Source organism: Photobacterium leiognathi (assembly GCF_030685535.1).
In the GTDB taxonomy this organism is placed as follows: Bacteria; Pseudomonadota; Gammaproteobacteria; order Enterobacterales; family Vibrionaceae; genus Photobacterium; species Photobacterium leiognathi.
Window position 1 is genome coordinate 1,163,759 of the sequence record NZ_CP131601.1, and the last position, 26,252, is coordinate 1,190,010.

Consider the following 26,252-nt stretch of genomic DNA (forward strand, 5'->3'; position numbering starts at 1 on the left):
TGGTTACAATGTAAAGCAGTGGCAGTTTTTTATTTTTATATTCTAGCGAGCACGAGGACGTAATAGAGTCATTATGGGTAAATCTCTCGTTATCGTGGAGTCCCCAGCCAAGGCTAAAACGATTAATAAGTACTTGGGTAAGGATTTCATTGTTAAGTCAAGTGTTGGTCACGTCCGTGATTTGCCAACAGGTTCGCGTTCAGGCACTACTGGCAAGAAGGCCGCGGCAACATCGACCAAAGGGTTGAGTGCCGAAGAGAAAGCACGCATTAAACATGAGAAAGACCGTAAAGCACTGATCGGAAAAATGGGTGTTGACCCATACAACGATTGGAATGCGCATTACGAAGTGCTTCCAGGTAAAGAAAAAGTCGTAAGTGAATTACAAAAACTAGCAGCAGACGCTGACTATGTTTATCTCGCAACCGATTTGGACCGCGAAGGGGAAGCTATTGCGTGGCACCTTCGTGAGATCATCGGTGGCGATGATGCACGCTATAAGCGCGTTGTATTCAACGAAATTACAAAGAATGCGATTCAACAGGCGTTTGAAGAGCCAGGTGAACTGAATATTGATGGTGTAAACGCTCAGCAAGCACGTCGTTTCCTAGACCGTGTTGTGGGCTTTATGGTTTCACCATTGCTATGGAAAAAAGTTGCACGTGGTTTATCTGCAGGTCGTGTTCAGTCTGTTGCGGTGAAATTGATCGTAGAGCGTGAGCGCGAAATCAACGCGTTTGATCCTGAAGAGTTTTGGGACATTCATGCTGATACCTTAACAGTAGGCAAAGATGCACTACGTTTAATGGTGGCACAGCAAGCAGGCAAAGCTTTCCGCCCTGTTAACGAAGCGGACACCATGGCTGCAAAAGCGCTACTTGAAAAAGCAGCGTATGAAGTGATTGAGCGTGAAGATCGTCCAACCAGTAGCAAGCCATCAGCACCATACATTACATCAACACTGCAACAGGCGGCGAGTACGCGCCTAGGTTACGGTGTTAAACGTACAATGGGCTTAGCGCAACGTCTATACGAAGCAGGTTACATTACCTACATGCGTACAGACTCAACCAACCTTTCAAAAGAAGCGGTTGAATCAGCACGTGATTTTATTTCTAGTGAGTATGGCAATGAATACTTACCTGAAAAAGCGAACGTATACGGCAGCAAACAAAATGCCCAAGAAGCGCACGAAGCGATTCGTCCTTCTAACGTAGAAGTAAAAGCTGAAAACCTTGAAGGTATGGAAGCAGACGCAGTTAAGCTATATGACTTAATTTGGCGTCAATTCGTATCTTGTCAGATGGTGCCTGCGAAATACGATTCAAGCACGATCACTGTAAAAGCGGGTGATTTTAGCCTAAAAGCGAAAGGTCGTACGCTACGTTTTGCAGGTTGGACACTAGTACAGCGTCCATCTGGTAAAAATGAAGACACAACGCTGCCTATGGTTAACGTAGGCGACGTATTGAAGCTAGAACAGCTAGAGCCTAAGCAACACTTCACTAAGCCGCCAGCACGCTTTACAGAAGCTGCATTGGTTAAAGAGTTAGAGAAGCGTGGCATTGGTCGTCCATCAACGTATGCATCGATCATCTCTACCATCCAAGATCGTGGTTATGTGCGTGTTGATCAGCGTCGTTTCTATGCAGAGAAGATGGGTGAAATTGTTTCTGATCGCCTAGATGGTAGTTTCCCTGATCTGATGGACTTCGATTTTACAGCCCGTATGGAAGGTAACCTCGATAAAATTGCAGAAGGTGAGAAAAACTGGAAGAAAGTGCTTGATGAGTTCTTCTCTGATTTCACCACTGAGCTTGAAAAAGCAGAGTTGGATGAATCAGAAGGCGGCATGAAGCCTAACAATATCGTATTAACTGATATTGAATGTCCAACGTGTTCTCGCCCAATGGGGATTCGTACGGCATCAACCGATGTATTCCTAGGTTGTTCGGGTTATGCATTACCGCCTAAAGAGCGTTGTAAAACAACGATCAACTTAGGTAGCGAAGAAGGCATTGTTAACGTACTTGAAGAAGACGTTGAAACTGCAGCACTGCGCGCTAAGAAACGCTGTCCGATTTGTAGTACAGCAATGGATGCTTACCTGATCGACAAAGATCGTAAACTGCACGTTTGTGGTAATAACCCAAGTTGTGAAGGTTACATTGTCGAGAAAGGCGAATTTAAGCTGAAAGGCTACGAAGGTCCTATTATCGAATGTGACAAGTGTGGTTCTGATATGGAACTGAAAAACGGTCGCTTCGGTAAGTACATGGGCTGTACTAATGAAAGCTGTAAGAATACACGTAAGATCCTGAAAAACGGTGAAGTTGCGCCACCTAAAGAAGATCCAGTACATCTACCTGAGCTACCATGTAGCCAAGATCCAGATGCTTACTTTGTGCTTCGTGATGGTGCATCAGGTCTATTTATGGCAGCAAGTACTTTCCCTAAATCGCGTGAAACACGTGCACCATTAGTGGAAGAGTTAGTACGTTTTAAAGATCGTCTATCGCCTAAGTTTACTTACCTAACAGAAGCGCCAGTGGCAGATCCTGATGGTCTACCAACTGTGGTTCGTTTTGCTCGTAAGAGTAAAGAAAACTACGTGCGTTCTGAGATTGATGGTAAGCCTTCAGGTTGGACTGCACTTTACGTCGATGGTAAGTGGGAAATCACTGACAAGCGTAAAAAGCCAAAGAAAGAAAAAGCTGAGAAGTAATTTCTTCGTTAACTTTCAGAGTTAAATAAAAACCGCCATGAGCTAGCTGATGGCGGTTTTTTGTATTTTGGTAATAGGCTAAGAATTAGCAAGCTATATATTCTGGTGTCCCACTATGGAAGCGGAAAGTGCTATCAGGAGCTGAAATTAGCTCTGCTTCTTTAGCGCCAATAGCTTGAATACGATCACGGATATCTTTGCCTGCGATCTTTTCAGCTAACGTCAAATAATCTTGATAGTGGCGAGCTTCTGAGCGCAATAGCGAGATATAAAACTTCTTCAATTCTGGATCTAAATAAGGCGCAAGCTTAGCAAAACGCTCACAAGAACGCGCTTCAATATAAGCACCAACGATAAGCTTATCGATTAAAGTGGCAGGTTCATGAGTACGTACTGCTTTCATTAAACCTTTAGCGTAACGCCCAGCATGAAGATTAGAGTAGGGAATATCACGTTTTTCCATGATCTCTAATACTTGCTCGAAATGGTGAAACTCTTCTTTAATTAAGCGCACCATCTTTTCAATCAACTCTTCGCCATAAGGAAAATCAGCACGTGCCACTAACGGTGCGGATAAACCATTTTTCTTGTTATGAAATAGTGCAGTAGAGCGGTTAGCACCACCGTAAACAAAATCTTCATAAGGCTTTGCCCATGCAAGTAGCGCTTCACCGCTGGCTTTGTCAACGGCGTATTTGCGAACCATGAACATGGCGGTTTGGCTGGCTTTTAGCTCACAATTACAGTGATCGACCAACAGTGCTGTTAGGTTTTCTGGCTTACGGGCTTCTTCAATCCAGCTATCTGGTGTTTCACATTGAAGAAATTGTTTAATGGGCGTCAGTAGCTCATTAATCATCTGTTGCGTGTTATCCATAAGACGTATCATTTATTGTTATTGAAGGCATAAAAAAGGCCGCTACTGCGACCTTTGTAGTTGAGCTATTTTAAGCCAAAGTGAAGAAAATCACCATTTACGCTTTGGCTGGAATAAGACATCGAGATCATCTTGATCTTTATCGAGCTGTTGTTGACGCTCTTGCTCGTAATTCATTGATTGTTTGTTATCAATTTCATCGAGCATTAACTGAAGCTTTTCACGAGCTTGGTTGGCGTAGTTATCATTTTTAGCCGATAGTACATCAATGCCTTTTTTCAGCAATTGTTTAGCGGTACCAATTTGCCCTTTGATACGTGCTTCATTGGCGCGTTTCACTACGTTTTCAATATTGATACGTAGTTGAATAGATTCTAAACGGGCATTTTCATTAACGAAGGCTTGTGTGCCCATACGCCCTTTGCTGTGTTCATTTTTGATCACAGTTTTTAGGCGTTTAACTAACTGCAGCATGCCAATCGCTTGTTTGTCTGTACTTGGGACTTTAAACGGGGTGATATCGGCATTGTTATAGCTGCTCTCTAAATGGGCAATTTGCTCCGTCACATTTTTAATACGTTGAGTGAGCGAACGATCATTGGGAGAGGCTTCAGACATTTGCTGCAAAGCATCAACAATACGTTGGTTTAAGCATACCAATAATTCTTTGCTGTAAGGCAGGTGATGCGCGTTACCGATCAACTCTTCTGTTGCATCGATAATTGCAATATGTTTTGCCAGTTCTTGCTGCTTAATCGCCTCTATACGTTGGCGATATTGAATGATGACGTTGTAACCAATGATAAGCGCAAGTAACAGACCAATTAAGCCTATAACTAAAGGAATACTCATAAGATATATCTATCTTCCATGCATTAATCTCGAATCTAGCAGGATACACTATCTCGAAAAAACAGCCTAGTGAGATACTTGTTAAATAGGAGCTTTATTCAAATCGCAGTGTAATTTGTGCAGTGCAGCAAAAATTTATCCACAAACAACGTCAAAGTGCTCTGTATAGCCTATGCAAAAATGTGCTTACTTTGTACTCAAAATAATAAATTAGGTGCATTCTTATAATTAGCATTACTGCAAAAATATTGATTTCTGTAGCTAAAAAACAAACAAATGCTATGAAAATAGCTGATTTCAATATATAAAATGTTAATTACATGGTTGCACGATTATACCTATCTCATTGAATACCATAAGGGCTTAATGGATGTGGTGTGAAAGGTAACGGATTATTGAGTAGGCGGTGCCATGAAATTACAACAACTTCGCTATATCGTTGAGGTGGTGAATCATAACCTTAACGTATCATCAACGGCTGAGAGCTTATACACCTCTCAACCGGGTATCAGTAAACAAGTTCGATTACTTGAAGATGAATTAGGTATTCAGATCTTTGAACGCAGCGGTAAGCACTTAACCAAAGTAACACCTGCGGGGGAAGATATTGTACGTATTTCCCGTGATATTTTATCGCGAGTGGAAAGCATTAAAGCCGTTGCTGGCGAGCATACCCACCCAGAGATGGGGACATTAAATATTGCAACGACACACACTCAAGCTCGTTATGCCTTGCCTTCGGTTATTCAAGGTTTTACTGCTCGTTATCCAAAAGTGTCGTTGCACATGCATCAAGGAACGCCAGCACAAATTGCTGATGCTGTAGGTAAAGGGCGTTCAGATTTCGCTATCGCAACAGAAGCACTGCATTTATATCAAGATATGATCATGTTGCCTTGTTATCACTGGAATCGTTCGATTGTAGTGCGTAGTGATCACCCATTAGCGACTAAAAATAATATTACGATCCACGATTTAGCTGCCTATTCTCTTGTGACTTACGTATTTGGTTTTACAGGTCGTTCTGAATTAGACAGTGCATTTAATCGCTCAGGCTTAACGCCGAAGATTGTCTTTACTGCCACCGATGCTGATGTGATCAAAACTTATGTGCGTTTAGGTATTGGCGTGGGTGTGATTGCGAGTATGGCAATGGATCCTGAAACAGATAAGGATTTAGTGGCGATTGATGCGAGCCATATTTTTGCCGCAAGCACGACTAAGATTGGTTTTAAAAAAGGTGCTTTCTTACGTACGTACATGTATGACTTTATGGAACGCTTTGCACCACACTTAACTCGTAATGTGGTCGATCAAGCCATTGCATTGAAGAACAATGGTGAAATTGAGGCAATGTTCGCTGAGATTGAGTTACCCGTTCGATAAGTTAAATGATTTATAGTTCAAAACCGCCGTTATTGGCGGTTTTGTTGTTTCTGGCATGTAGAAATGGCGGCTTGGTAGTTTATCGACAGAGTGATTTAGGTATACACTATCGCCCCTTGTTTTTAGCACCACTAAGTTATTATTTATGTCCTGTTATGCAAATACTTTTCAACAATTAGATACGTTATTAACGGCAAATCGTCAGTATTGGCAGTTTGTTCCTTTTGCTGATAAAGGTTTTGCATGGGAGGAACAACATCCAGAGTTTTGCGATTGGTTAGCATCGATTGACGATCAAACCTTGGTGCATTTAAACCAAGATCAACAAGCACTAATAGATGCTTTTACGCCGTGGATCCCAGATGTGGCTTTACTTGCAAAGTTAGCAGAAACATCACGTTTAACGGGGAGTGAATATGTATATCCAAGAAATTTTGATGCTGGTATTCCGGGGCGTAAGTGGCAACAAATTACTGCATTTAACCAAGTGTTGCCTCGTTTAGGTGTGCCTTGGCTAGAGTGGTGTGCAGGTAAAGGCTTTCTTGGGCGTGTATTGTCTGTCACGCATCAACAGCCGGTAACAAGCTTAGAATGGCAGCAACAACTGTGTGTTGATGGTGAAGCAGCGGCTAAGCAATTAGGGTTGGATATTCACTTTGTTCAAGGTGATGCGTTTGATGTTAGTAGTCAGCAATATATTCAACCTAAGCAACACGCGGTTGCGCTGCATGCTTGCGGTGATTTGCATGTGTCGTTGATCAAACAAGTGGTGGCGAAAAAAGGGCAAGCGGTGAGTGTATCGCCATGCTGTTATCATCTGATCAGAGATAAGCAGTATCAGCCATTATCAAGTGGCGCTAAGGCAAGTAAGTTACAGTTATCAAAACATGATTTACGTTTGCCATTACAAGAGACCGTGACAGCTGGCAATCGGGTAAAACAGCTACGCTTTGTTGAAGTGAGTTTTCGCTTAGGGTTTGATTTATTACAGCGAGAAGTGAATCAAACGAATGATTATTTGCCAATTCCTAACGTTCAAAAAGCCTTGTTAGGTGAGGGCTTTGAAGCATTTTGTTTATGGGCTGCTGAGCAAAAAGGCATGACATTACCTGATGATATTAACTTCGATTATTGGCAACAGTTAGGCGAAAAACGCTTTGCGATCACCGAACGTATGGAGCTGGTTCGTCAATTATTTCGTCGCCCATTAGAGTTGTGGTTAGTGTTAGACAGAGTGTGTTTTTTAGAAGAGTCGAATTATAAAGTGACATTGGGGACATTTTGTGAAAAGCAAATGACGCCAAGAAACTTATTGATCCATGCTGAGCGTATGTAGCATGAAAGAAAATATCACCGCGAGATGATACTCGCGGTGATAGGGGACATATTAGTTTGTTTCAGATTCTATAGAATCGCTGTGTTTTAACAACGAAGATAGAATACCATTTTCTAAATCCTGCACTGATAGTGGCTTATTGAAGTAATAGCCTTGGCAATAATTAAAGTTACAGCTTTGGATGTAATCTAATTGTTGTTTGGTTTCTATGCCTTCAGCAACCACCTTCAGGTTTAACTTATTACAAATAGCTTTAGTGGCTTCAACAATAGCTTTTCCACTGTCTTGTTCGTTCTGAACAAAGCTTTGATCTAATTTTACTGTACTGATTGGCAAGTTCTGCAACTGAGACAGTGAAGAATAGCCAGTACCAAAATCATCCAAATAAAGTTCAAAACCAAGAGCAGCAATAGCATCTAAACAAGGTTTTGCCTCGCTAAATTCTTGCAGCATCGCTGACTCGGTAATTTCTAATGCTATTTGAGAAGGATCGATATTGTATTCTTCAATAATGAGCACTAGTTCCTCAACCAGTGAAAGCTTAAGTTGGGCACGAGATAGGTTAATACTCATGATTAACTTGGTATCGTACTTCTGATTCCATTCTGCTAATTGTTCACAAGCCTTACGTAAAACCCAAGAGCCAATAGGTACAATCTGTCCTGTTTCTTCTGCGAGAGGAATAAATTCGGCAGGAGAGACGTGACCTAATGAATCATCGTACCAACGGATCAGCGCTTCAAAGCCCTTTAACATCATGGTGCTAAGATCGATAATGGGTTGGTAGTAAAGTTGGAAGTCTTTGATTTCAAGAGCTTGTGATAGGTGGTGGCGCAGTGCATTTTTGCGGTAAAGCGTTTCAGCGAGATGTGGTTGAAAATGGTAACTACAGTTTCGACCATGTTTCTTCGCACAATGCATAGCCATGTCTGCTTGTGTGATCAGGGTTTCAAATGTATCAGCATCCTTTGGATATTGCGCAGTACCAATACTACAACCAATGGAAATTTCACCGATATTCTTTATATAGAATGGGCGATTTAACGTAGTGATAATTTCACGAGTGAGGAGTTCTAAATTGGGAGTATTGCGCTCTTCAATTTGAATAATAAACTCATCACCACCGAAACGTGCCACTAAGCCACGGCATTTGACGGTGTCGAGTAATCGAATGGCTACGGCGCGTAATAACTTATCACCTACAGCATGACCATAAGTATCGTTGACGAGCTTGAAGCTATCCAAATCTAAAAACAGCAAGTTGTAAGGTAGTGAAAAATGGTGGCTTGCTTTTAATGCGGAAGAGATCCCGCGTCTGTTCATTAACCCTGTTAAAAAGTCGTGCTCAGCGTTGTAGCGTTCGCGTTGTAAATTCTCTTTCTCTTTAGTGATATTAACGATTTGAAGTAGTAACTGAGATTTATCAGCTAGCCATTTAGCTTCAATATTAAACCAAATATGACCTTGCCCAGTCCAGCAGAGGCGGCTGTGCTTTAGATCTTGGTTTATTCTCGCATTGTGGATCCACTGTTTTGCAATGTCGCTATCGCCAACAAAAGATGCGAGATTGTGTAGATCATTACCATAGTTTTTCGTGAAAACATTATTCGCACTGACAAGATCACCATGTTCATCAAACAGAAGTGCAAGGTTTGCACAGTCTGAAAATGCCAGTTCACAACGTAGGCTTGATTCATCGCCTATCACTTCAACCAGCATGGCGATACGGCCATCAGGGAGCGTGATTCCAGAAAAATTACAGAGAAGGTTTTTGCCAACTTTTCTTGGGTCTAAATGCCACCAAGTTTTTATTGTTTTGTTTTGTTTAAATGTTTCGCGGTACTCTTCTAATGTCGCTTCTACAGCAGCAGACATATCTTTACTAAGATCGCGTGAAAGAAGCTCCTCATGAGAAGTTGATTCCCATAGTGGAAGCGCTTTGTCATTAGCCCAAATGATTTGTTTGTGGTCAAAATCAAAGATCCAAATAGGACTTTGAAGATGATTGAAAGGCGAGTAAATATCCATCACCAATATCTTTTTAATTATTATGTGATGCAGATATTAACTGAGATATAAAGTTCAGAATATGATTTTTTTTCTGATTACGTGATGTTAGTTCACAATATAGGGAACGATAAGCATATATTTGTATAATGATTTATCAATAATTTAATATGAGGATAAACTATTGTAATAAATGGTTTTTTATATTTTTAAATATATTTATAAATTACAGCTTAATAAGGAAGTAAAATAATTTACTTCCTTATTGATAAATGCTTACACGTATTAACCTACCGCTGGAATAATACCTACCATTTGCATGGTTTGTGCTGAAATAATTAATACTCCGGCTAACGTAACAATTGCTAAGGCAAGGTTTCCACCTCGTACCATGTATAAAGGCATGAGGTTTTCTGATTTATGCTTTTTACGCTGTGAACGAACCATCGCAACAGGTAAGAATATAGCTAAAATAACAAGCGCAATTGCTGCGTAGCCTAAAGCCATGATGAACCCTTGTGGGTAGAAAATGGCGAAAGCAAGAGGTGGTAAGAAGGTGATCATACCTGTTTGTACTCGACCACTCACATCACTTGAGCGTTTTAAGCTATCTGACATAAAATCAAATAAACCTAAACTTACACCAAGGAAAGACGTTGCTAGTGCTAAGTCTGCGAAAATAGACACTGACTTGCTGACCATAGGGTTGTGTAATAACTCACTTAAGCTAGCAATGAAACTTCCCAATGTTGTGCTTGCCATTAATTCAGGCTGGCTCATTACACCTTGGCTTGCTAGTTGCCATAATAAGTAAATAAATAGCGGCAATGCAGAGCCTAAGATCATCACTTTTTTTAATGTTTTAACATCAATACCGACGTAGCGTACGATTGATGGAATACTGCCGTGGAAGCCGAAAGAGGTAAATACCACAGGTAATGCAGAAAGGATTAGCCCTTTTTGTACTGGCATTTCAACAAGGTGTTGACCCTCTACATGGGGAACAAGCAAACCTAACATCACAGCTAATGCCACAATTTTTGCTGTAAAGAGGATACGGTTAACCATATCAACCGTATGTGTGCCTACTGAAACAACTGCTGCGATAAGTATGGTAAAGAGTAATGCCCCAAGTTGAGGTGGAATAGAAATGTTTAACCAATCACTTAATTTCTCACTTAACTGACCACCACCACAAGCAATGTAGGCTGCACATAGCGAGTAGAGCAAAAACATCATGGCAAAATTTGCAAGAATTTGCCCTCTGCGACCAAGAAGTTGTTGAGCCAAAGTATTCAGTGTCGCATCTGTGTCTGCATGCTGGTGGATTTCAATCATTAATAGTGCGGTGTAGGTCATGAGTGCCCACATACCGAACATTGCAATTAACGCCGTTGTAAATCCTAAGCCAGCCGAAGCCAAAGGTAATGCCAACATGCCAGCACCTATCGTGGTTCCTGCAATAATAAGCATGCTGCCAAGTGTTTTATTTAAAGCCATTTTTGTTGCTCCCAGAGGTAATGAATTAGATCGGGAGGTGGTTTGATCACCTGTCGTTGCTCCCTATGAAAATAGAGGCCACAGAGGCGTATCGAGATGAGTGTTCAGTTAAGTTTACATCCTGATAATAGCCACTGTGGCTATCGATAGGTATTGGCGTGAGGGATAAATTTCATCAAATGTACTCAGTATATTGTTTATTAATCTATGTGCTGTTTTTGTTAGCGTTATACGCTAGAAATGTACATTAACGATAGATAACTTATCTGTCAACATTAGTTTAACTGGTGTAAATTTTTGTTTACGATTTGGTTGTTTGAACTAAAATATTGCTTTATTTCTATAGGGGAAAAGAAAGCTGTATCTGGTAAGTCGTTGAGCATAGACTAATCAAATAAATCATAAAGCCACAGATTCAGAGGGAAATGATGATTGAAATAACAATGATCAGTACAGGTGAAGAAGTATTATTAGGTGATATTACTGATACAAATGCAGCATGGTTATCCCGATATCTGTTTGAACAGGGCTTAACAATGACACGCCGTGTAACGGTAGGGGATCATTGTGAGCGACTGGCAAAAGAGATTGAGTCGTGCAGTTTAAATAGCGACATTGTTATTGTGAATGGTGGGCTCGGGCCGACAAGTGACGATCTCACCGCAGTCGCTGCTGCGATGGCTGCAAATGTAGGATTAGAGCAATCTGATCATTGGGTGGCAGAAATGAAAGCCAAATATGAAAAGCTTAATCGGGAAATGCCTGCCGCTAATTTAAAACAAGCGATGCTGCCTGAAGGGGCGGAGCTCATTGATAATCCTGTTGGAACCGCTTGTGGTTTTGCCATTAAATTAAATCGATCATGGATTTTCTTTACGCCTGGTGTTCCGAGTGAATTTAAAATCATGGTGAAAGATCAAATCTTACCTCGCCTGCAAGCAAAATATCCTGCCAATCAATCTTTACATTGTTTTCGTCTATTCACTTATGGTTTATCAGAATCAAGTATCAGTGATGCTTTTCAACATCTGACGTTGCCACAAGGTTATGAGATAGGTTATCGCTCATCATTGCCTTTTATCGAAGTTAAGTTATTTGCACCTGAGCAGGGTAATACCGCTTTGACACTGTTAGCTGAAATGGAAACCTTGCTCGGTGACAACATTGTTGGCAAGCAAGTAGGGTTAATTGACAACCTTGCTTCAATGCTTATTCAACACAATAAAAAGTTAGCGATAGTAGAGCAATCAACGGGTGGTTTTGTTGTTAACTGGTTAAATCAACAACCAGCACTGAGTGAATATGTGGTATCTGCATCCGTTCAAAATACAGTTGTCGATACGAAGACTGATATGGACGCTTTAGTCAAAGCAGCAAGTGATCAATTACAGCGTTTAAGTCTAATACCAAATAGTCAGATAGGGCTGTTTTCTGGCGCATTGCATGATGGTGCTGTCACGGTTGGGTTGATCACAGATGAGGAAAAATGGATCCAGCATGTACAGTTTAAACGAGTCTATAGCCATGATGATCAACGTTGGGTGATTGCGACTGTTTTATTAGATATGCTTCGCCGATACCTGCAAGGTGTTGCGATATTTGGTCATTATGAATCACTGAATAGATTATTCGAAAATCATAGTCTAAAACTTATGAACTTACAGAAACGATAAAAGTAAAATATAGCTTTAATGAGTATTAACAGAGCGTAACATTTCTATAATCTATAATGATTGCGTCTTATTTTGAATGCTGTATTATTGCCTGCGGTTCACAGATAAGTAATTCTAAATCAATATGCTATCTCAATGATGGCAACCTTAACTAAGTAATGATAGACGTTACTGTGGTTATGATTTGAAATGTATAAAAGGATAATAAAAAATGACTTTTAAATTAAAAAAGCTAGCGTTAGCAACTTCAGTTGTACTTTCTGCATTTATGCTACAAGCATGTAATGACGCTGACACTGCTGCAAATCAAAACCAACAACAGACAGCACCTGTTGCCAAAGCTGAGAAAGTAGAGATGAAATCATTAGAGACGAAGGTGATTTACTTAGATCGCCGTATGCTACCACCAGGTGCAGTATTAAATGTAACGTTAGAAGATGTTTCTTTAGCTGATGCACCATCAACAACGATCACGAGTGAGTCGATGGATGTAGCGGGCGCACCACCATACCCAGTAACACTAGATTATGATGCAGCGAAAATTCAAGATAAGCATCGTTACAGCCTACGTGCAACCATTAAGGTTGGTGATGAGTTAGTGATGACATCAACAACAAGCATTGATCCATTTGCTACTGATGCAAAACAACCTATTGAGATCAAATTAGATCGTGTTGCTCATCAAGCGCCAGAAGAAACTGCAGCGACAGGTCTTGCTGGTCAACCATGGGAATTAGTTACACTGGCAGGTGAAACTGTTAAGCCTGGTGCTGATGGCAACATGGCATTTATCCAATTTGATATGGATAAGAAGTCTGCATATGGTTTCTCTGGTTGTAATAACTTCCAAGGTACATTCGAAACATCGAATGGCACATTGACAATGGGACCTGCGGCATCAACACGTAAAATGTGTATGGATGGTATGGAGCTTGAAAAAGCATTCCTGGCGTCAGTACCAACCTATGCTAGCTATGTTATTGTTGATAACGTCTTAACGGTAAAAGATAAGCAAGGAAAAGAGGTTGCTACCTTTAAAACTGGCAACTAATAAAGAAAATATTAAAAACTCGTTTCTAATCGTCTGATAAAGCGCATAAGTTGTAATTTAAAATTGCAGCTTATGCGTTTTTTTGTGTCTCTTGATTGTGTACGGTAATTTATTCTAAATAAGACTGTTACAAAATCCTCATATTTTTTTTAGGTAATCTCAAAATATACATCTATTCTATTATTATATTTATTTGTACTGCCTGAGTTTTATTTATTAGTAAAGAAAGATGTATATAAATAATTAAATATTAATTTTTAATGTAATTAATAACTTAGAAGGTTGCTTATTATATGAGTTCTGCCAGCAATAAAATGGGGTTAATGGGATTAACAACCATTGTTACCGTTAATATGATGGGGTCAGGGATAATATTATTACCGTCGAGTCTTGCTGCAACAGGGGGTATTGCTTTACTTGCTTGGGTAATTACAGCACTAGGAGCATTAGCCATTGCGTATGCATTTGCTAAATGCGGTATGTACTGTACTGATGATGGGGGGATGTCTGCCTATTCAGAAAAAGCACATGGTAAATCCAGTTTCTTTATTGCTTCTTATACCTACTATGTGTGTTTAGTTATCAGTGCGGTTGCAATTGCCGTATCTTGTGTTGGTTATCTAGAATATTTTATTCCTTGGTTGAAAGAAACCCCAATTCATACTTTCGTTGGCGTTATTTCCATTCTTATTATCACCATGTTTGCCAATGTTAGAGGGGCTAAAATTACTGGTCGAATTTCAACCGTAACCGTGTGGGGCATTATTATTCCTGTATTGGGTTTATCCATAATTGGCTGGTTCTGGTTTGATCCTAAAATCTTTGCCGAGGCTTGGAACCCGCATAACGTCTCGATTGGTAGTGCAATTTATGCGGGGATGGCACTCACTTTATGGGCCTTCCTTGGTATCGAATCTGCTGGTGCTAACTCGGGTACTGTTGAAAATCCAGAGCGTAATGTACCACTTGCTTGTATGTTGGCTACAGTCTTTTCCGCTGCAACCTATATTGCCTCAACGACAGTTATTCAAGGTATTATTCCAAACGATATTCTTGCTAAATCTGATTCTCCTTTTGGTCTGGTATTTGCTCAAATGTTTACGCCTTTCGTGGGAGAAATTATTACCGCAATGGCAATCATGGCATGTGTTGGCTCTTTATTAGGATGGCAGTTTACAAATGCTCAGGTGTCGAAAGTTGCTGCAGATATGCGTTTATTCCCCAAAATCTTTTCAGATGTAAATAAGCACGATGCACCGTTTAAAGGCATGATGATTATGCTAGCTTTAGAATTATTGTTAGCTGTGATGACGATTTCTCCAACGTTATTAAAACAATTTAACGTCTTGGTTAATTTAGCCGTATTTATCAACATGGTGCCTTATATTCTATCACTTACTGCTCTTGGCATAATTATGAAGCAGGCTAATGTGGGTCAGAAAGAATATAACACGGGCATATTAGTTGGCTCCGTCGCTGTTATTTACAGTATTTATGGCGCTTATTCTACGGGTGAAGAAGCCGTCTTCTACGGCACTGTTATTACCTTATTTGGTTATTTCTTCTATGGCTTTATTGCTAGTCGAGATGCAACACCTAATAAAACGTAATTCTTATTTTTAATCGTCAATAGTCATTGTTTATCGTTATAAACCTTAAATATAACAGGATATTTATATGCTTAATTACGGGAAACATAAGAGAGTTTTAGTATTTGATAACTCTCAGCAAACTGGGGTGATTGCGAATGCGATTGATCGTTTAATTGAAGAATTTAAAAAAGAATCGATCAATGTGCTAACAGCATCATCTTATGATGATTGTTACTCTATTTTAAATGTAAACCTTGCTATCGACTGTTTAATGTTGACATCAAGTATGACGGGACAGCAACAAGAAGAGAACGATATGTTCTTCTCTTTGATTGATAAATTAAATCAACGCCAAGAAGGGGTGCCAGTTTTCCTATTGGCAGAGAGAAAGAAAGTAACTCTCTGTGTTAATCGCGAATTAATGTCGCAGGTTGATGAGTTTGCGTGGATTTTAGAAGACACCTCAGACTTTATTGCCGGACGTGCGATAGCAGCGATGGATCGCTACCGTGAGCAATTATTACCACCACTCGCTTCTGCGATGATGAAATACGACGATATCCATGAGTATTCATGGGCTGCGCCTGGTCATCAAGGTGGTGTAGGGTTTAGGAAAACACCTGCGGGGCAACGTTTCTATAATTATTACGGTGAAGGGCTATTTCGCTCAGATATGGGTATTGAACGTGGATCATTAGGTTCATTGCTCGATCACACTGGCGCTTTTGGTGAAAGTGAAGATTATGCCGCAAAAGTGTTTGGTGCTGATAAGTCTTACTCATTGGTGACAGGGACATCCGGTGCAAACCGTACCATTATGCAAATTTGTATGAGAGAGAATACTCTCGCAATTTGTGACCGAAATTGTCATAAGTCTATTGAGCAGGGGTTAATGTTAACTGGGGCATTACCTGTTTATATGGTACCGACACGTAACCGTTACGGTATTATCGGACCAATTTACCCTGATCAAATGTCACCAGAAGGGTTAAAAAAAGCTGCTGAAAGTAGCGAACTCACAAATGCAAAAGCCGGTACTCAAGCAACGTATGCCGTAGTCACTAACTGTACCTACGATGGTTTATGTTATAACGCTAAACGTGCACAAGACATCTTAGCGGAAAGTAGTAATCGTATTCACTTTGATGAAGCTTGGTATGGTTATGCGCGTTTTAATCCGATTTACACCGATCACTTTGCGATGCGTGGTGAACCTGTTGAAGATCCGGATGCACCGACAGTGTTTGCGACACACTCCACTCACAAATTACTGAATGCGCTCTCTCAAGCCTCTTGGATCCATATTCGCTACGGTAAAGACCATATTAACTTTGAGCGCTTTAACCAGTCTTACATGATGCATGCAACCACTTCTCCTCTGTATGCGATCAGTGCATCGAATGATATTGCAGTATCGCAAATGGATGGTGGACGTGGTCACTCATTAACACAAGAAGTGATCAAAGAAGCGGTGGACTATCGTCAGGCAATGGGGCGCTTGTACCGTGAGTTTGCTGCTGATGGCGACTGGTTCTTTAAACCTTGGAACGCAGAAACCATTACTGATCCTGAAACCGGTAAAGTCTATGACTTTGAAGATGCACCTGCTGAGCTAGTTGCAACCAACCAAGATTTCTGGGTGATGAAACCGGGCGATAAATGGCATGGCTTTGATGATATCCCAGCTGACTGGTGTATGCTCGATCCAATTAAAGTGAGTATCCTCGCACCAGGTATGGGGGATGATGGTAAGTTGCTAGATAGCGGTGTACAAGCAGCGCTTGTAACACAATATTTAACACGTTTTGGTATAGTCCCAACACGTACTACAGATTTCCAAGTGATGTTCTTATTCTCAATGGGGATCACCAAAGGTAAGTGGGCAACCTTGGTTAATACCTTACTCAGCTTTAAAACACACTATGATAATAATACACCGTTGAAAAATGCATTACCTGATTTAGTGGCAGCGCATCCTGAAGTGTATGGTCATTTAGGTCTTAAAGATCTGGGTGATAAGATGTTTGGCTATTTGAAACAACATACACCATCAGAAATGCTCAATGCGGCTTATTCAACGCTACCTAAAGCAGATATTACACCTCGTGCGGCTTTTGAAGCGATCGTTGATGATAATGTTGAAATGGTGCCATCCCATAAACTGCAAGGCCGTGTCGCAGCGAATGCGGTTATTCCATATCCACCGGGTATTCCAATGTTAATGTCAGGGGAAAACTTTGGTGATGATAGTAGCCCGCAAATTGGTTACTTACATAGTTTAGAAGTGTGGGATAAAGAATTCCCTGGCTTTGAACATGAAACCGAAGGGACAGAAGTTGAAGATGGTGTTTACCACGTGATGTGTGTGAAGAAGTCTTAGGCAAGAAATAAGATAGGTAAAGAAAAGGCAGCTCAGTATTATTGAGCTGCCTTTTTTATTGGCTCGCTTACAGTGGGTAGTTGGTAGTCGAATTCGATTTCAACATTACTTTTAGGTACTGAGCGACAGGTAAGAATTTCATTCGGCGCAATAAAAGCAAGGGCATCTTGTTGGTCAACAGCACCTTGTTTTAACTTACAGCGACAAGCACCGCACATACCATTACGGCATTGATACTCAGGTTGAATACCTGCTTGTTCAAGCTGCTTGAGCAGAGGCTCATGGTTATTACCATGAACCTCCACGCCATTAACCTTGATGGTTAATTGACTCATAGTTCGAAGTCACCAAGATCGTCAGCACTTACATCGTTGTCAATTTGACCAACAAGGTATGAACTGATTTCTGCTTCTTGAGGAGCAACTTGTACGTTATCAGAAGATAACCAAGAGTTGATCCATGGGATTGGGTTTTGCGTTGCACCTTCGTAAGCAGGGCGTAGACCCACAGCAGACATACGTAGGTTAGTGATGTATTCAACATATTGACACAAGATCTGCTTATTCAAGCCAATCATAGAGCCATCTTTAAATAGGTAATCTGCCCAATCTTTTTCTTGCTCAGCGGCAGATTTAAAGATATCGAAACATTCTTGCTCGCATTCCACTGCAATTTCTGCCATTTCAGGATCGTCTTGACCCGTACGTAGCAAGTTCAGAATATGCTGAGTACCTGTTAAGTGCAGTGCTTCATCACGTGCGATCAGCTTAATGATTTTCGCATTACCTTCCATAAGCTCACGCTCAGCGAAAGCAAATGAACAAGCAAAGCTCACGTAGAAACGGATTGCTTCTAGCGCGTTAACTGACATTAAACAAAGGTATAGCTTTTTCTTTAATTCACGAAGGCTAACAGTAAATGGAACACCATTTGCTGAGTGATTACCTTCACCGAAACGGTGGTAATCATTCGTTGCTGCAATTAGCGCATCGTAGTACTTAGAAATATCACCAGCACGTTTAATGATATGTTCATTCTCGACGATATCGTCAAAAACAACCGAAGGGTTATTAACGATATTGCGGATAATATGCGTATAAGAACGTGAGTGGATGGTTTCAGAGAACGACCATGTTTCAATCCAAGTTTCTAACTCAGGGATAGAAACGATAGGCAGAAGCGCAACGTTAGGGCTACGACCTTGAATAGAATCCAATAGCGTTTGGTATTTCAGGTTACTGATGAAAATATGCTTTTCATGATCTGGCAAATTGTTGTAGTTGATACGGTCGCCAGACACATCAACTTCTTCTGGACGCCAGAAGAAAGAAAGTTGTTTTTCGATGAGTTTTTCGAAAATCTCAAATTTTTGTTGGTCGTAGCGAGCAACATTCACCGATTGACCAAAGAACATTGGCTCTTTTAATTGATCGTTGCGGGTTTGACAAAAAGTACTGTAAGCCATGATTTCCTCAAATCAAAGGGGAGCCATGAGGCTCCCATTTAATAATTAAATTTTACAACTAGTGCAATCGTCTGCAGCCATATCACCTTGACTATCTGAGGCACCGTCACGAGTGTTATGGTAGTAAAGTGTTTTCACACCTAGTTTGTAAGCATTTAGTAGATCTTTAAGTAGTAGCTTCATAGGAACTTTACCACCAGGTTGCTTACTCGGATCATAATTCGTATTCGCCGAGATAGCTTGGTCGATAAATTTCTGCATGATACCCACAAGTTGTAGGTAACCGTCGTTACTACCGATATTCCATAGTAGCTCGTAGTTCTCTTTATACTTAGCGTACTCAGGAACAACTTGCTTGAGGATACCATCTTTTGATGCTTTAACAGAAACGAAACCACGCGGTGGCTCAATACCATTTGTCGCATTTGAAATTTGCGATGATGTCTCTGATGGCATTAACGCAGAAAGCGTTGAGTTACGTAGACCATGGGTTTTGATCTCTTCACGTAACGTTTCCCAATCGTAGCGTAGTTCTGCTGAGCAAATCTTATCGATATCTTGCTTATAAGTATCGATAGGTAGTACACCTTGTGCGTAAGTTGTTTCGTTAAATGCAGGGCAAGCGCCTTGCTCTTTCGCCAAGTTTACAGATGCCTTTAATAAGTAGTATTGAATGGCTTCAAATGCTTCGTGTGTTAGGTTGTTTGCGCTACCGTCTGAGTAACGAACACCGTGTTTTGCTAAGTAGTAAGCAAAGTTGATCACACCAACACCTAGTGTACGACGGTTCATGGTAGAACGACGTGCAGCTGGTAGTGGGTAGTCTTGGTAATCTAGTAGTGCATCTAGGGCACGAACCGTTAGCTCAGCTAGCTCTTCTAAATCATCAAGGCTATCGATAGCACCTAGGTTAAATGCAGATAGCGTACATAGTGCAATTTCACCGTTTTCGTCTTCAACGTTGTTCAGTGGCTTAGTCGGCAGTGCGATCTCAAGACACAGGTTAGATTGACGAATAGGTGCAACAGCCGGATCAAATGGACTGTGTGTATTACAGTGGTCAACGTTTTGGATGTAAATACGGCCTGTAGACGCACGTTCTTGCATTAGCAATGAGAACAGATCAATTGCCTTGATTGTTTCACGCTTGATGCTGCTGTCTTGCTCATATTTTAGGTATAAACGCTCGAACTCTTCTTGATCTGCAAAGAATGCATCGTACATTCCTGGAACATCAGAAGGAGAGAACAGAGAAATGTTTTCGCCTTTGATTAAACGTGTGTACATCAGTTTGTTGATTTGAACACCGTAGTCCATGTGACGAACACGGTTTTCTTCAACACCACGGTTATTCTTAAGTACAAGTAGTGATTCTACTTCACGGTGCCAAATAGGGTAGAACAGTGTTGCTGCACCACCGCGTACTCCACCTTGAGAACAACATTTTACTGCTGTTTGGAAGTACTTGTAAAAAGGAATACAACCCGTGTGGAATGCTTCACCACCACGGATTTCAGAGCCTAGTGCACGAATACGACCCGCGTTGATACCAATACCAGCACGTTGAGATACGTAACGCACAATTGAACTTGCTGTTGCGTTGATTGAATCAAGGCTATCGTCACATTCGATCAGTACACATGAGCTGAACTGACGTGTTGGCGTACGAACACCAGACATAATTGGTGTTGGTAGCGAGATCTTAAATAGTGACGCTGCATCGTAGAAACGTTTGATGTAATCAAGACGTGTTTCTTTTGGATATTTATTAAATAGTGCAGCTGCGATCAGGATGTATAAGAACTGTGCACTTTCAAAAATTTCACCTGATACACGGTTTTGAACAAGGTATTTACCTTCAAGTTGTTTAACCGCTGCGTATGAGAAGTTCATATCGCGCCAGTGATCGATAAAGGTATCCATCACTGCAAATTCTTCTTCAGTGTAATCTTCTAATAAGTGCTCGTCGTATTTACCTTTAGCGACAAGGTTTTTAACGTGCTCATATAGCTTTGGTGGCTCAAACTGACCATACGCTTTTTTACGTAGGTGGAAAATCGCCAAGCGTGCTGCAAGGTATTGGTAATCAGGGGTTTCTTCAGAGATTAAATCTGCCGCAGCTTTGATGATTGTTTCATGGATATCATCAGTACGGATACCATCGTAAAACTGGATGTGAGACTTTAATTCTACTTGAGACACAGAAACGTTTTCTAAACCTTCTGCTGCCCATTCAATCACGCGGTGGATTTTATCTAAATCGATATTTTCAGTACGACCGTCGCGCTTGGTAACTGTTAGTTGTTGAGTCATTTTTAGTTAGTTTCCCAGTTTTCCTTGCATATGAGCTTTTTTTGCAACTTTTATAAATAGATTAGCAAAGAATGTGATCTTTGATAAAAATTCTTGTAAGACAAAAACACTATATGTTGGGGTGTGCTGTCAAAGTGATTACAAGATAGTGGTGATTTCGTTTTTTTGCAAGATGACATTTTTTGACCAGCTGTGGATAAGATGGGGATTTTTATAAAAAAGTCAGTGCCTACTTACGTAACTCGCTAATGCCATCAATTAGATAGCAAATTGCAATATTGTATGGTGAGATTTTAGTGATAAAAAAAATATTTTTTTGTTGAAATTTGGTGGTTTTAGGAGTTCAAAAATTGTTGTGATTAATGTCAATTAATCTTAAGTAACCCTTGATCTTACAGGTATTTTTTGAGTCATTATGTGCATAACATATTGGGGGGGATGTTATTGGTATGTTTCGATGGAAGATGAAAATTTATGTGCTACAAAAGCTGCATTATTCGGCTTCAATACCTTGTTATCTATATTGAAGCCTAAATGATGACTAATATTGGTTAATCTTGCTTTTGGGTATGAACAATGTAGTTCACGTCAACATTTGTTCCTAGGCTATAAGTGTTAGTTAGAGGATTGTAGTGTAAACCTATAATATGACGATCTTCTAATGCGGTTTTATCAATCATCGCCATTAGTTCTGATGGGCGAATAAATTTATTGTGATCATGCGTACCTTTAGGCACTAAACGCATAACATGCTCCGCACCTACGATCGCAAATAAGTAAGACTTAATATTACGGTTTAAAGTTGAGAAGAAAACATGCCCGCCGGGTTTTACCATCTTCGCACAAGCAGCAATGATTGACGCAGGATCAGGGACATGCTCTAGCATTTCCATACAAGTGATCACATCGTAATATGCTTGATGTTCTTCAGCATGCTCTTCTGCTGTTGATTGAATGTAATCAAGCTTGGTTCCTGTTTCTAAAGCATGTAAACGAGCAACAGTTAGGGGCTCTTTACCCATATCAAGACCAGTGACTTCTGCACCTTCAATTGCCATGCTTTCAGCCAGAATACCGCCACCACAGCCAACATCGAGAACTTTCTTGCCAAATAGACCATTAGCATGATCGATAACATAGTTAAGACGAAGCGGGTTGATTTGGTGAAGCGGTTTGAATTCACCTTCAAGATCCCACCAACGTGAGGCCATATCTTCGAATTTACTGATCTCAGCAGGATCTACATTTAGTGGTTTGCTCATTACATTGATGCCATTTTCCTTAATTGATACTGCACATTATGCGAAATATTCGAAACGTTGCAAAGCAGTAATAAGCAAAGGGGAGAGGATTACTAAGTGAGAAAAATAGCCAAGGGATTAACATCGCTTGGCTACTAGTTAGCGTGAGACATAGGCTTACTCATTAAAGTGAGTCAGTGTAGCAGGCAGCAGTTCGGGACTAATAGTGCCACCAAATAAAGTGAGTGTCGCAAGAATTGCCATTAAAATGTATTTACCAATAATGATTGAAAGCCCTATCGTGTTAATTGCAGTACCCATGATCGTATCCTCATTTGTCCTGATGAAGATGCACAATACGTGTAGGCTGAGTATCATGCGTCTGAGTTGCATGTGCTGGTGAAGCTTACAAGCATATTTTGATAGGGAATACTATTGTAAAAATTGCGACAACTCTCAATTTGTGGATTCATTAACCAATTGCAATGCGTACAATTAATAATTAAGTTATTGGTCTAATTTTTACAAACCGTTACATATTCGGTAAGTTAGAATAGTTACATTATGGTTTGAGTTATTTTTCTAATAATGCGTAATTTATAAACAGATGCATATATTCTATTCACAGTTGTGACATCGTTTATTTCTGTTTTCTTTCATTTCCGCTAAATTACTCACAACATAAGTCGTGAAAGGTGTGCCTATTAAGGCTGTAATATGCTATATTCTTACGCCTTGCACGTATAAAAATACGACAGAAATTACCTGAGGGATATTGGCTCCATGAGCGATCTTGCAAAAGAGATCACGCCCATAAATATTGAAGAGGAGCTGAAAAGCTCTTATCTCGACTATGCGATGTCAGTAATCGTAGGTCGTGCTCTTCCTGATGTGCGTGATGGCCTTAAGCCAGTACACCGCCGCGTTTTATTCGCGATGAATGTACTAGGCAATGACTGGAATAAAGCATATAAAAAATCTGCCCGTGTGGTAGGTGATGTGATCGGTAAATATCACCCACACGGTGATAGCGCTGTGTACGACACAATCGTACGTATGGCTCAACCATTCTCGTTGCGCTACATGCTCGTAGATGGTCAAGGTAACTTTGGTTCAATCGATGGCGACTCTGCAGCTGCGATGCGTTATACCGAAGTTCGTATGGCTAAAATCGCGCATGAGTTACTTGCTGATTTAGACAAAGAAACTGTGGATTATGTACCTAACTACGATGGTACAGAGCAAATTCCAGCAGTATTACCAACTAAGATCCCTAACTTACTAGTGAATGGTTCTTCTGGTATTGCTGTAGGTATGGCGACAAATATTCCACCTCATAACTTAGGCGAAGTGATCGACGGCTGTTTGGCTTACATCAACGATGAAGACATCACCATCGATCAGCTAATGGAATACATTCCTGGTCCTGACTTCCCGACAGCTGCAATGATCAGCGGTCGTAAAGGGATTGTTGACGCTTATAAAACTGGCCGCGGTAAAGTTTACATGCGCGCTAAAGCGGAAATTGAAGCGGATAAGAATGGTAAAGAAACCATTGTTGTTCACGAAATCCCGTACCAAGTTAACAAGGCTCGCTTGATCGAGAAGATTGCTGAGCTCGTTAAAGATAAGAAAGTTGAAGGCATCAGTGCACTACGCGACGAATCTGATAAAGATGGTATGCGTATTGTTATCGAATGTAAGCGTGACGCTGTGGGTGAAGTGGTGCTAAACAACCTTTACGCACAAACTCAGCTACAAACTACATTCGGTATCAACATGGTTGCACTAGATAATGGTCAACCAAAGATCTTTAACCTTAAAGAGATGCTTAAGTGCTTCGTTAACCACCGTCGTGAAGTGGTGACTCGTCGTACAATTTACGAATTACGTAAAGCGCGTGATCGTGCTCATATCCTTGAAGGTCTTGCATTAGCATTGGCTAACATTGATGAAATCATTGAGCTGATCCGCCGTGCACCAACACCTGCAGAAGCGAAAGCTGGCTTAATTGCACGTGGTTGGGATCTAGGTAACGTAGCTGCAATGCTTGAGCGTGCAGGTACAGATGCTGCACGTCCTGAATGGTTAGAAGCACAGTTCGGTATTCGTGATAACCAGTACTACCTAACAGAGCAACAAGCACAAGCAATTCTTGATCTACGTCTGCACAAGCTAACTGGTCTTGAGCATGAAAAGATCCTTGAAGAATACAAAGCACTACTTGATGAAATCGCAGAACTAATGCACATCCTTTCAAGCTCTGAGCGCTTGATGGAAGTGATCCGCGAAGAACTAGAGTTAGTGAAAGAGCAGTTCAGCGACGTACGTCGTACTGAGATCACTGCAGCTAGCCACGACATCGATATGGAAGATCTGATCACCCAAGAAGATGTTGTTGTAACACTATCTCACGAAGGTTACGTTAAGTACCAAATTCTAAGCGACTACGAAGCACAGCGTCGTGGTGGTAAAGGTAAAGCAGCAACGCGCATGAAGGAAGAAGACTTCATTGAGCGTCTACTGGTTGCTAATACTCACGATACGATCCTATGTTTCTCTAGCCGTGGCCGTATGTACTGGTTGAAGGTATACCAATTACCATTAGCTAGCCGTACTGCACGTGGCAAGCCAATCGTAAATATTCTTCCGCTTGAAGAAAATGAACGTATTACTGCGATCCTTCCTGTACGTGAATACGAAGCTGATAAGTTTGTATTTATGGCAACTGCTGACGGTACAGTGAAGAAGACACCGCTAACTGACTTTAGCCGTCCACGTAGTGCAGGTATCATTGCTGTTAACCTTCGTGATGAAGATACCCTAATTGGTGTTGATATCACTGATGGTCAGAATGACATCATGCTGTTCTCGAAGGCGGGTAAAGTTGTTCGCTTCTCTGAAGAGCAAGTACGTGGCATGGGCCGCACTGCGGCAGGTGTTCGTGGTATCAAGCTGGCTGAAAGCGATAAAGTGGTTTCACTGATTGTTCCTCACAACGAGGGTGATGTACTGACTGTAACTGAAAATGGTTATGGTAAACGTACAGAGCTTGCTGAATACCCAGCGAAGAGCCGTGCAACACAAGGTGTTGTATCAATCAAGGTATCTGAACGTAACGGTAGCGTTGTTGGTGCTGTCCAAGCAGAAGACGGCGATGAGTTTATGATGATCACGAACGGCGGTACGCTTGTACGTACTCGTGTTGCTGAAGTGAGCCGCGTTGGTCGTAATACGCAAGGTGTAACACTTATTCGTACTGCTGAAGACGAGCAAGTTGTTGGCCTACAGCGCATTGATGAGCCTGAAGAAGAGTTGATTGAAGATGCTGAATTAGTAGAAGGTGATGCTGTTGAAAATACAGAACAACCGTACTGTTGATACAGGTTCAGATGAGTCAGCAGAGCAAGAGTAATTCTTAAGCTCAATGCATTAATAGATAAACAGCTACAGTTTCAACTGTAGCTGTTTTTTTATGTGCCTTTTTTATGTGCCTTTTTTATGTGCCTTTTTTATGTTGTGACATTATTGATAAGGTTTGCTTTGTATTTGGCTGGCGTCGAAGTGCTGTTAGATAATATTTTAATTTGGCTTTATCAGTAGTTAGAAATAATGTGGCTCTTGAGCTTATCCCTTGCCTTATTCCATAACCATTCATAAATATCGAATATAACGCTAAAAAGGGGTATAGACCGATTGTCATTTTTCCACCATGCTCGAAGTAACAGACTAGCAATTTATAATAAAAACTTTTAAGTTGATTAATAAAGGTGTAAAAACAACGCATTGCTACCCGTTTTCGGTAGTGAGATTTATCTAACGTTGTTTTGTAATGCTAAAGACGTTATGTATTT

17 protein-coding genes are annotated in these 26,252 nt (G+C 40.8%); 8 read left to right on the plus strand and 9 right to left on the minus strand.

Annotation, left to right across the window (positions count from 1 at the left end):
* Positions 1-73 precede the first annotated feature (73 nt).
* On the plus strand, positions 74-2,725 hold the full coding sequence (topA, locus tag Q7674_RS12545) for a type I DNA topoisomerase (RefSeq protein WP_305423892.1): 2,652 nt from the start codon (positions 74-76) through the stop codon (positions 2,723-2,725).
* 85 nt (positions 2,726-2,810) lie between these two features.
* Here the strand turns inward: topA and miaE are convergent, their stop codons facing one another.
* Together miaE and Q7674_RS12555 are read right to left on the minus strand one after the other, a co-directional pair.
* Positions 2,811-3,602: a tRNA isopentenyl-2-thiomethyl-A-37 hydroxylase MiaE gene (miaE, locus tag Q7674_RS12550; RefSeq protein WP_045062978.1), complete on the minus strand. Its 792-nt coding sequence runs from the start codon at positions 3,600-3,602 to the stop codon at positions 2,811-2,813.
* 90 nt (positions 3,603-3,692) lie between these two features.
* On the minus strand, positions 3,693-4,454 hold the full coding sequence (locus Q7674_RS12555) for a hypothetical protein (RefSeq protein ID WP_023932834.1): 762 nt from the start codon (positions 4,452-4,454) through the stop codon (positions 3,693-3,695).
* Between the two features lie 411 nt (positions 4,455-4,865).
* Here Q7674_RS12555 and cysB point away from each other — a divergent pair, with 411 nt between their 5' ends.
* Positions 4,866-5,840, plus strand: a complete 975-nt coding sequence (gene cysB / locus Q7674_RS12560; protein ID WP_008986690.1) for an HTH-type transcriptional regulator CysB — start codon at positions 4,866-4,868, stop codon at positions 5,838-5,840.
* Between the two features lie 145 nt (positions 5,841-5,985).
* On the plus strand, positions 5,986-7,176 hold the full coding sequence (locus tag Q7674_RS12565) for a methyltransferase (protein ID WP_045062979.1): 1,191 nt from the start codon (positions 5,986-5,988) through the stop codon (positions 7,174-7,176).
* Between the two features lie 51 nt (positions 7,177-7,227).
* On the opposite strand, the gene Q7674_RS12570 is transcribed toward Q7674_RS12565, so the two are convergent.
* On the minus strand, positions 7,228-9,204 hold the full coding sequence (locus Q7674_RS12570; protein WP_045062980.1) for a putative bifunctional diguanylate cyclase/phosphodiesterase: 1,977 nt from the start codon (positions 9,202-9,204) through the stop codon (positions 7,228-7,230).
* Between the two features lie 264 nt (positions 9,205-9,468).
* On the minus strand, positions 9,469-10,683 hold the full coding sequence (tyrP, locus tag Q7674_RS12575; RefSeq protein ID WP_305423896.1) for a tyrosine transporter TyrP: 1,215 nt from the start codon (positions 10,681-10,683) through the stop codon (positions 9,469-9,471).
* Positions 10,684-11,111: 428 nt separating this feature from the next.
* On the opposite strand from tyrP, the gene Q7674_RS12580 reads away from it, so the two are divergent.
* The 4 genes from Q7674_RS12580 to adiA all read left to right on the plus strand — a co-directional run bounded on the left by Q7674_RS12580 (position 11,112) and on the right by adiA (position 17,379).
* On the plus strand, positions 11,112-12,356 hold the full coding sequence (locus tag Q7674_RS12580; RefSeq protein WP_023932826.1) for a CinA family nicotinamide mononucleotide deamidase-related protein: 1,245 nt from the start codon (positions 11,112-11,114) through the stop codon (positions 12,354-12,356).
* A 211-nt stretch (positions 12,357-12,567) separates the two neighbouring features.
* Complete coding sequence (locus tag Q7674_RS12585; protein ID WP_045062982.1) at positions 12,568-13,407, plus strand: META domain-containing protein; 840 nt, start codon at positions 12,568-12,570, stop codon at positions 13,405-13,407.
* Between the two features lie 293 nt (positions 13,408-13,700).
* Positions 13,701-15,017, plus strand: coding sequence for a putrescine-ornithine antiporter (potE, locus tag Q7674_RS12590; protein ID WP_023932822.1), 1,317 nt, complete (start codon positions 13,701-13,703; stop codon positions 15,015-15,017).
* A gap of 67 nt (positions 15,018-15,084) precedes the next feature.
* The gene (gene adiA / locus Q7674_RS12595) at positions 15,085-17,379 is read left to right on the plus strand and encodes an arginine decarboxylase (protein ID WP_305423899.1); all 2,295 of its coding nucleotides are present in this window, start codon (positions 15,085-15,087) and stop codon (positions 17,377-17,379) included.
* Between the two features lie 38 nt (positions 17,380-17,417).
* Here the strand turns inward: adiA and yfaE are convergent, their stop codons facing one another.
* The 5 genes from yfaE to Q7674_RS12620 form a co-directional block, all read right to left on the minus strand.
* Positions 17,418-17,714 (minus strand): class I ribonucleotide reductase maintenance protein YfaE, encoded by a 297-nt coding sequence (gene yfaE / locus Q7674_RS12600; RefSeq protein WP_045062984.1) that lies wholly within the window; start codon positions 17,712-17,714, stop codon positions 17,418-17,420.
* A complete protein-coding gene (gene nrdB / locus Q7674_RS12605; RefSeq protein ID WP_023932816.1) occupies positions 17,711-18,844 on the minus strand; it encodes a class Ia ribonucleoside-diphosphate reductase subunit beta in 1,134 nt (377 codons plus the stop codon). The genes yfaE and nrdB overlap by 4 nt, the downstream gene beginning before the upstream one ends.
* A gap of 45 nt (positions 18,845-18,889) precedes the next feature.
* Positions 18,890-21,157, minus strand: coding sequence for a class 1a ribonucleoside-diphosphate reductase subunit alpha (nrdA, locus tag Q7674_RS12610; protein ID WP_023932814.1), 2,268 nt, complete (start codon positions 21,155-21,157; stop codon positions 18,890-18,892).
* A gap of 551 nt (positions 21,158-21,708) precedes the next feature.
* On the minus strand, positions 21,709-22,419 hold the full coding sequence (ubiG, locus tag Q7674_RS12615) for a bifunctional 2-polyprenyl-6-hydroxyphenol methylase/3-demethylubiquinol 3-O-methyltransferase UbiG (RefSeq protein WP_045062985.1): 711 nt from the start codon (positions 22,417-22,419) through the stop codon (positions 21,709-21,711).
* Between the two features lie 156 nt (positions 22,420-22,575).
* Positions 22,576-22,719: a hypothetical protein gene (locus Q7674_RS12620; RefSeq protein ID WP_008986702.1), complete on the minus strand. Its 144-nt coding sequence runs from the start codon at positions 22,717-22,719 to the stop codon at positions 22,576-22,578.
* Positions 22,720-23,181: 462 nt separating this feature from the next.
* Between Q7674_RS12620 and gyrA the strand changes: the two genes are divergently transcribed.
* The gene (gyrA, locus tag Q7674_RS12625; RefSeq protein ID WP_305423901.1) at positions 23,182-25,779 is read left to right on the plus strand and encodes a DNA topoisomerase (ATP-hydrolyzing) subunit A; all 2,598 of its coding nucleotides are present in this window, start codon (positions 23,182-23,184) and stop codon (positions 25,777-25,779) included.
* Positions 25,780-26,252 lie beyond the last annotated feature (473 nt).

What these genes read in the sequence shown, in the direction of transcription:
- miaE (WP_045062978.1), bottom strand. Translation starts at nt 3,602, where the DNA reads ATGGATAACACGCAACAGATGATTAATGAGCTACTGACGCCCATTAAA.
- yfaE (WP_045062984.1), bottom strand. Translation starts at nt 17,714, where the DNA reads ATGAGTCAATTAACCATCAAGGTTAATGGCGTGGAGGTTCATGGTAAT.
- gyrA (WP_305423901.1), top strand. Translation starts at nt 23,182, where the DNA reads ATGAGCGATCTTGCAAAAGAGATCACGCCCATAAATATTGAAGAGGAG.
- Q7674_RS12580 (WP_023932826.1), top strand. Translation starts at nt 11,112, where the DNA reads ATGATTGAAATAACAATGATCAGTACAGGTGAAGAAGTATTATTAGGT.
- ubiG (WP_045062985.1), bottom strand. Translation starts at nt 22,419, where the DNA reads ATGAGCAAACCACTAAATGTAGATCCTGCTGAGATCAGTAAATTCGAA.
- adiA (WP_305423899.1), top strand. Translation starts at nt 15,085, where the DNA reads ATGCTTAATTACGGGAAACATAAGAGAGTTTTAGTATTTGATAACTCT.
- Q7674_RS12620 (WP_008986702.1), bottom strand. Translation starts at nt 22,719, where the DNA reads ATGGGTACTGCAATTAACACGATAGGGCTTTCAATCATTATTGGTAAA.
- topA (WP_305423892.1), top strand. Translation starts at nt 74, where the DNA reads ATGGGTAAATCTCTCGTTATCGTGGAGTCCCCAGCCAAGGCTAAAACG.
- Q7674_RS12555 (WP_023932834.1), bottom strand. Translation starts at nt 4,454, where the DNA reads ATGAGTATTCCTTTAGTTATAGGCTTAATTGGTCTGTTACTTGCGCTT.
- potE (WP_023932822.1), top strand. Translation starts at nt 13,701, where the DNA reads ATGAGTTCTGCCAGCAATAAAATGGGGTTAATGGGATTAACAACCATT.
- cysB (WP_008986690.1), top strand. Translation starts at nt 4,866, where the DNA reads ATGAAATTACAACAACTTCGCTATATCGTTGAGGTGGTGAATCATAAC.
- Q7674_RS12565 (WP_045062979.1), top strand. Translation starts at nt 5,986, where the DNA reads ATGTCCTGTTATGCAAATACTTTTCAACAATTAGATACGTTATTAACG.
- nrdA (WP_023932814.1), bottom strand. Translation starts at nt 21,157, where the DNA reads ATGACTCAACAACTAACAGTTACCAAGCGCGACGGTCGTACTGAAAAT.
- tyrP (WP_305423896.1), bottom strand. Translation starts at nt 10,683, where the DNA reads ATGGCTTTAAATAAAACACTTGGCAGCATGCTTATTATTGCAGGAACC.
- Q7674_RS12570 (WP_045062980.1), bottom strand. Translation starts at nt 9,204, where the DNA reads ATGGATATTTACTCGCCTTTCAATCATCTTCAAAGTCCTATTTGGATC.
- Q7674_RS12585 (WP_045062982.1), top strand. Translation starts at nt 12,568, where the DNA reads ATGACTTTTAAATTAAAAAAGCTAGCGTTAGCAACTTCAGTTGTACTT.
- nrdB (WP_023932816.1), bottom strand. Translation starts at nt 18,844, where the DNA reads ATGGCTTACAGTACTTTTTGTCAAACCCGCAACGATCAATTAAAAGAG.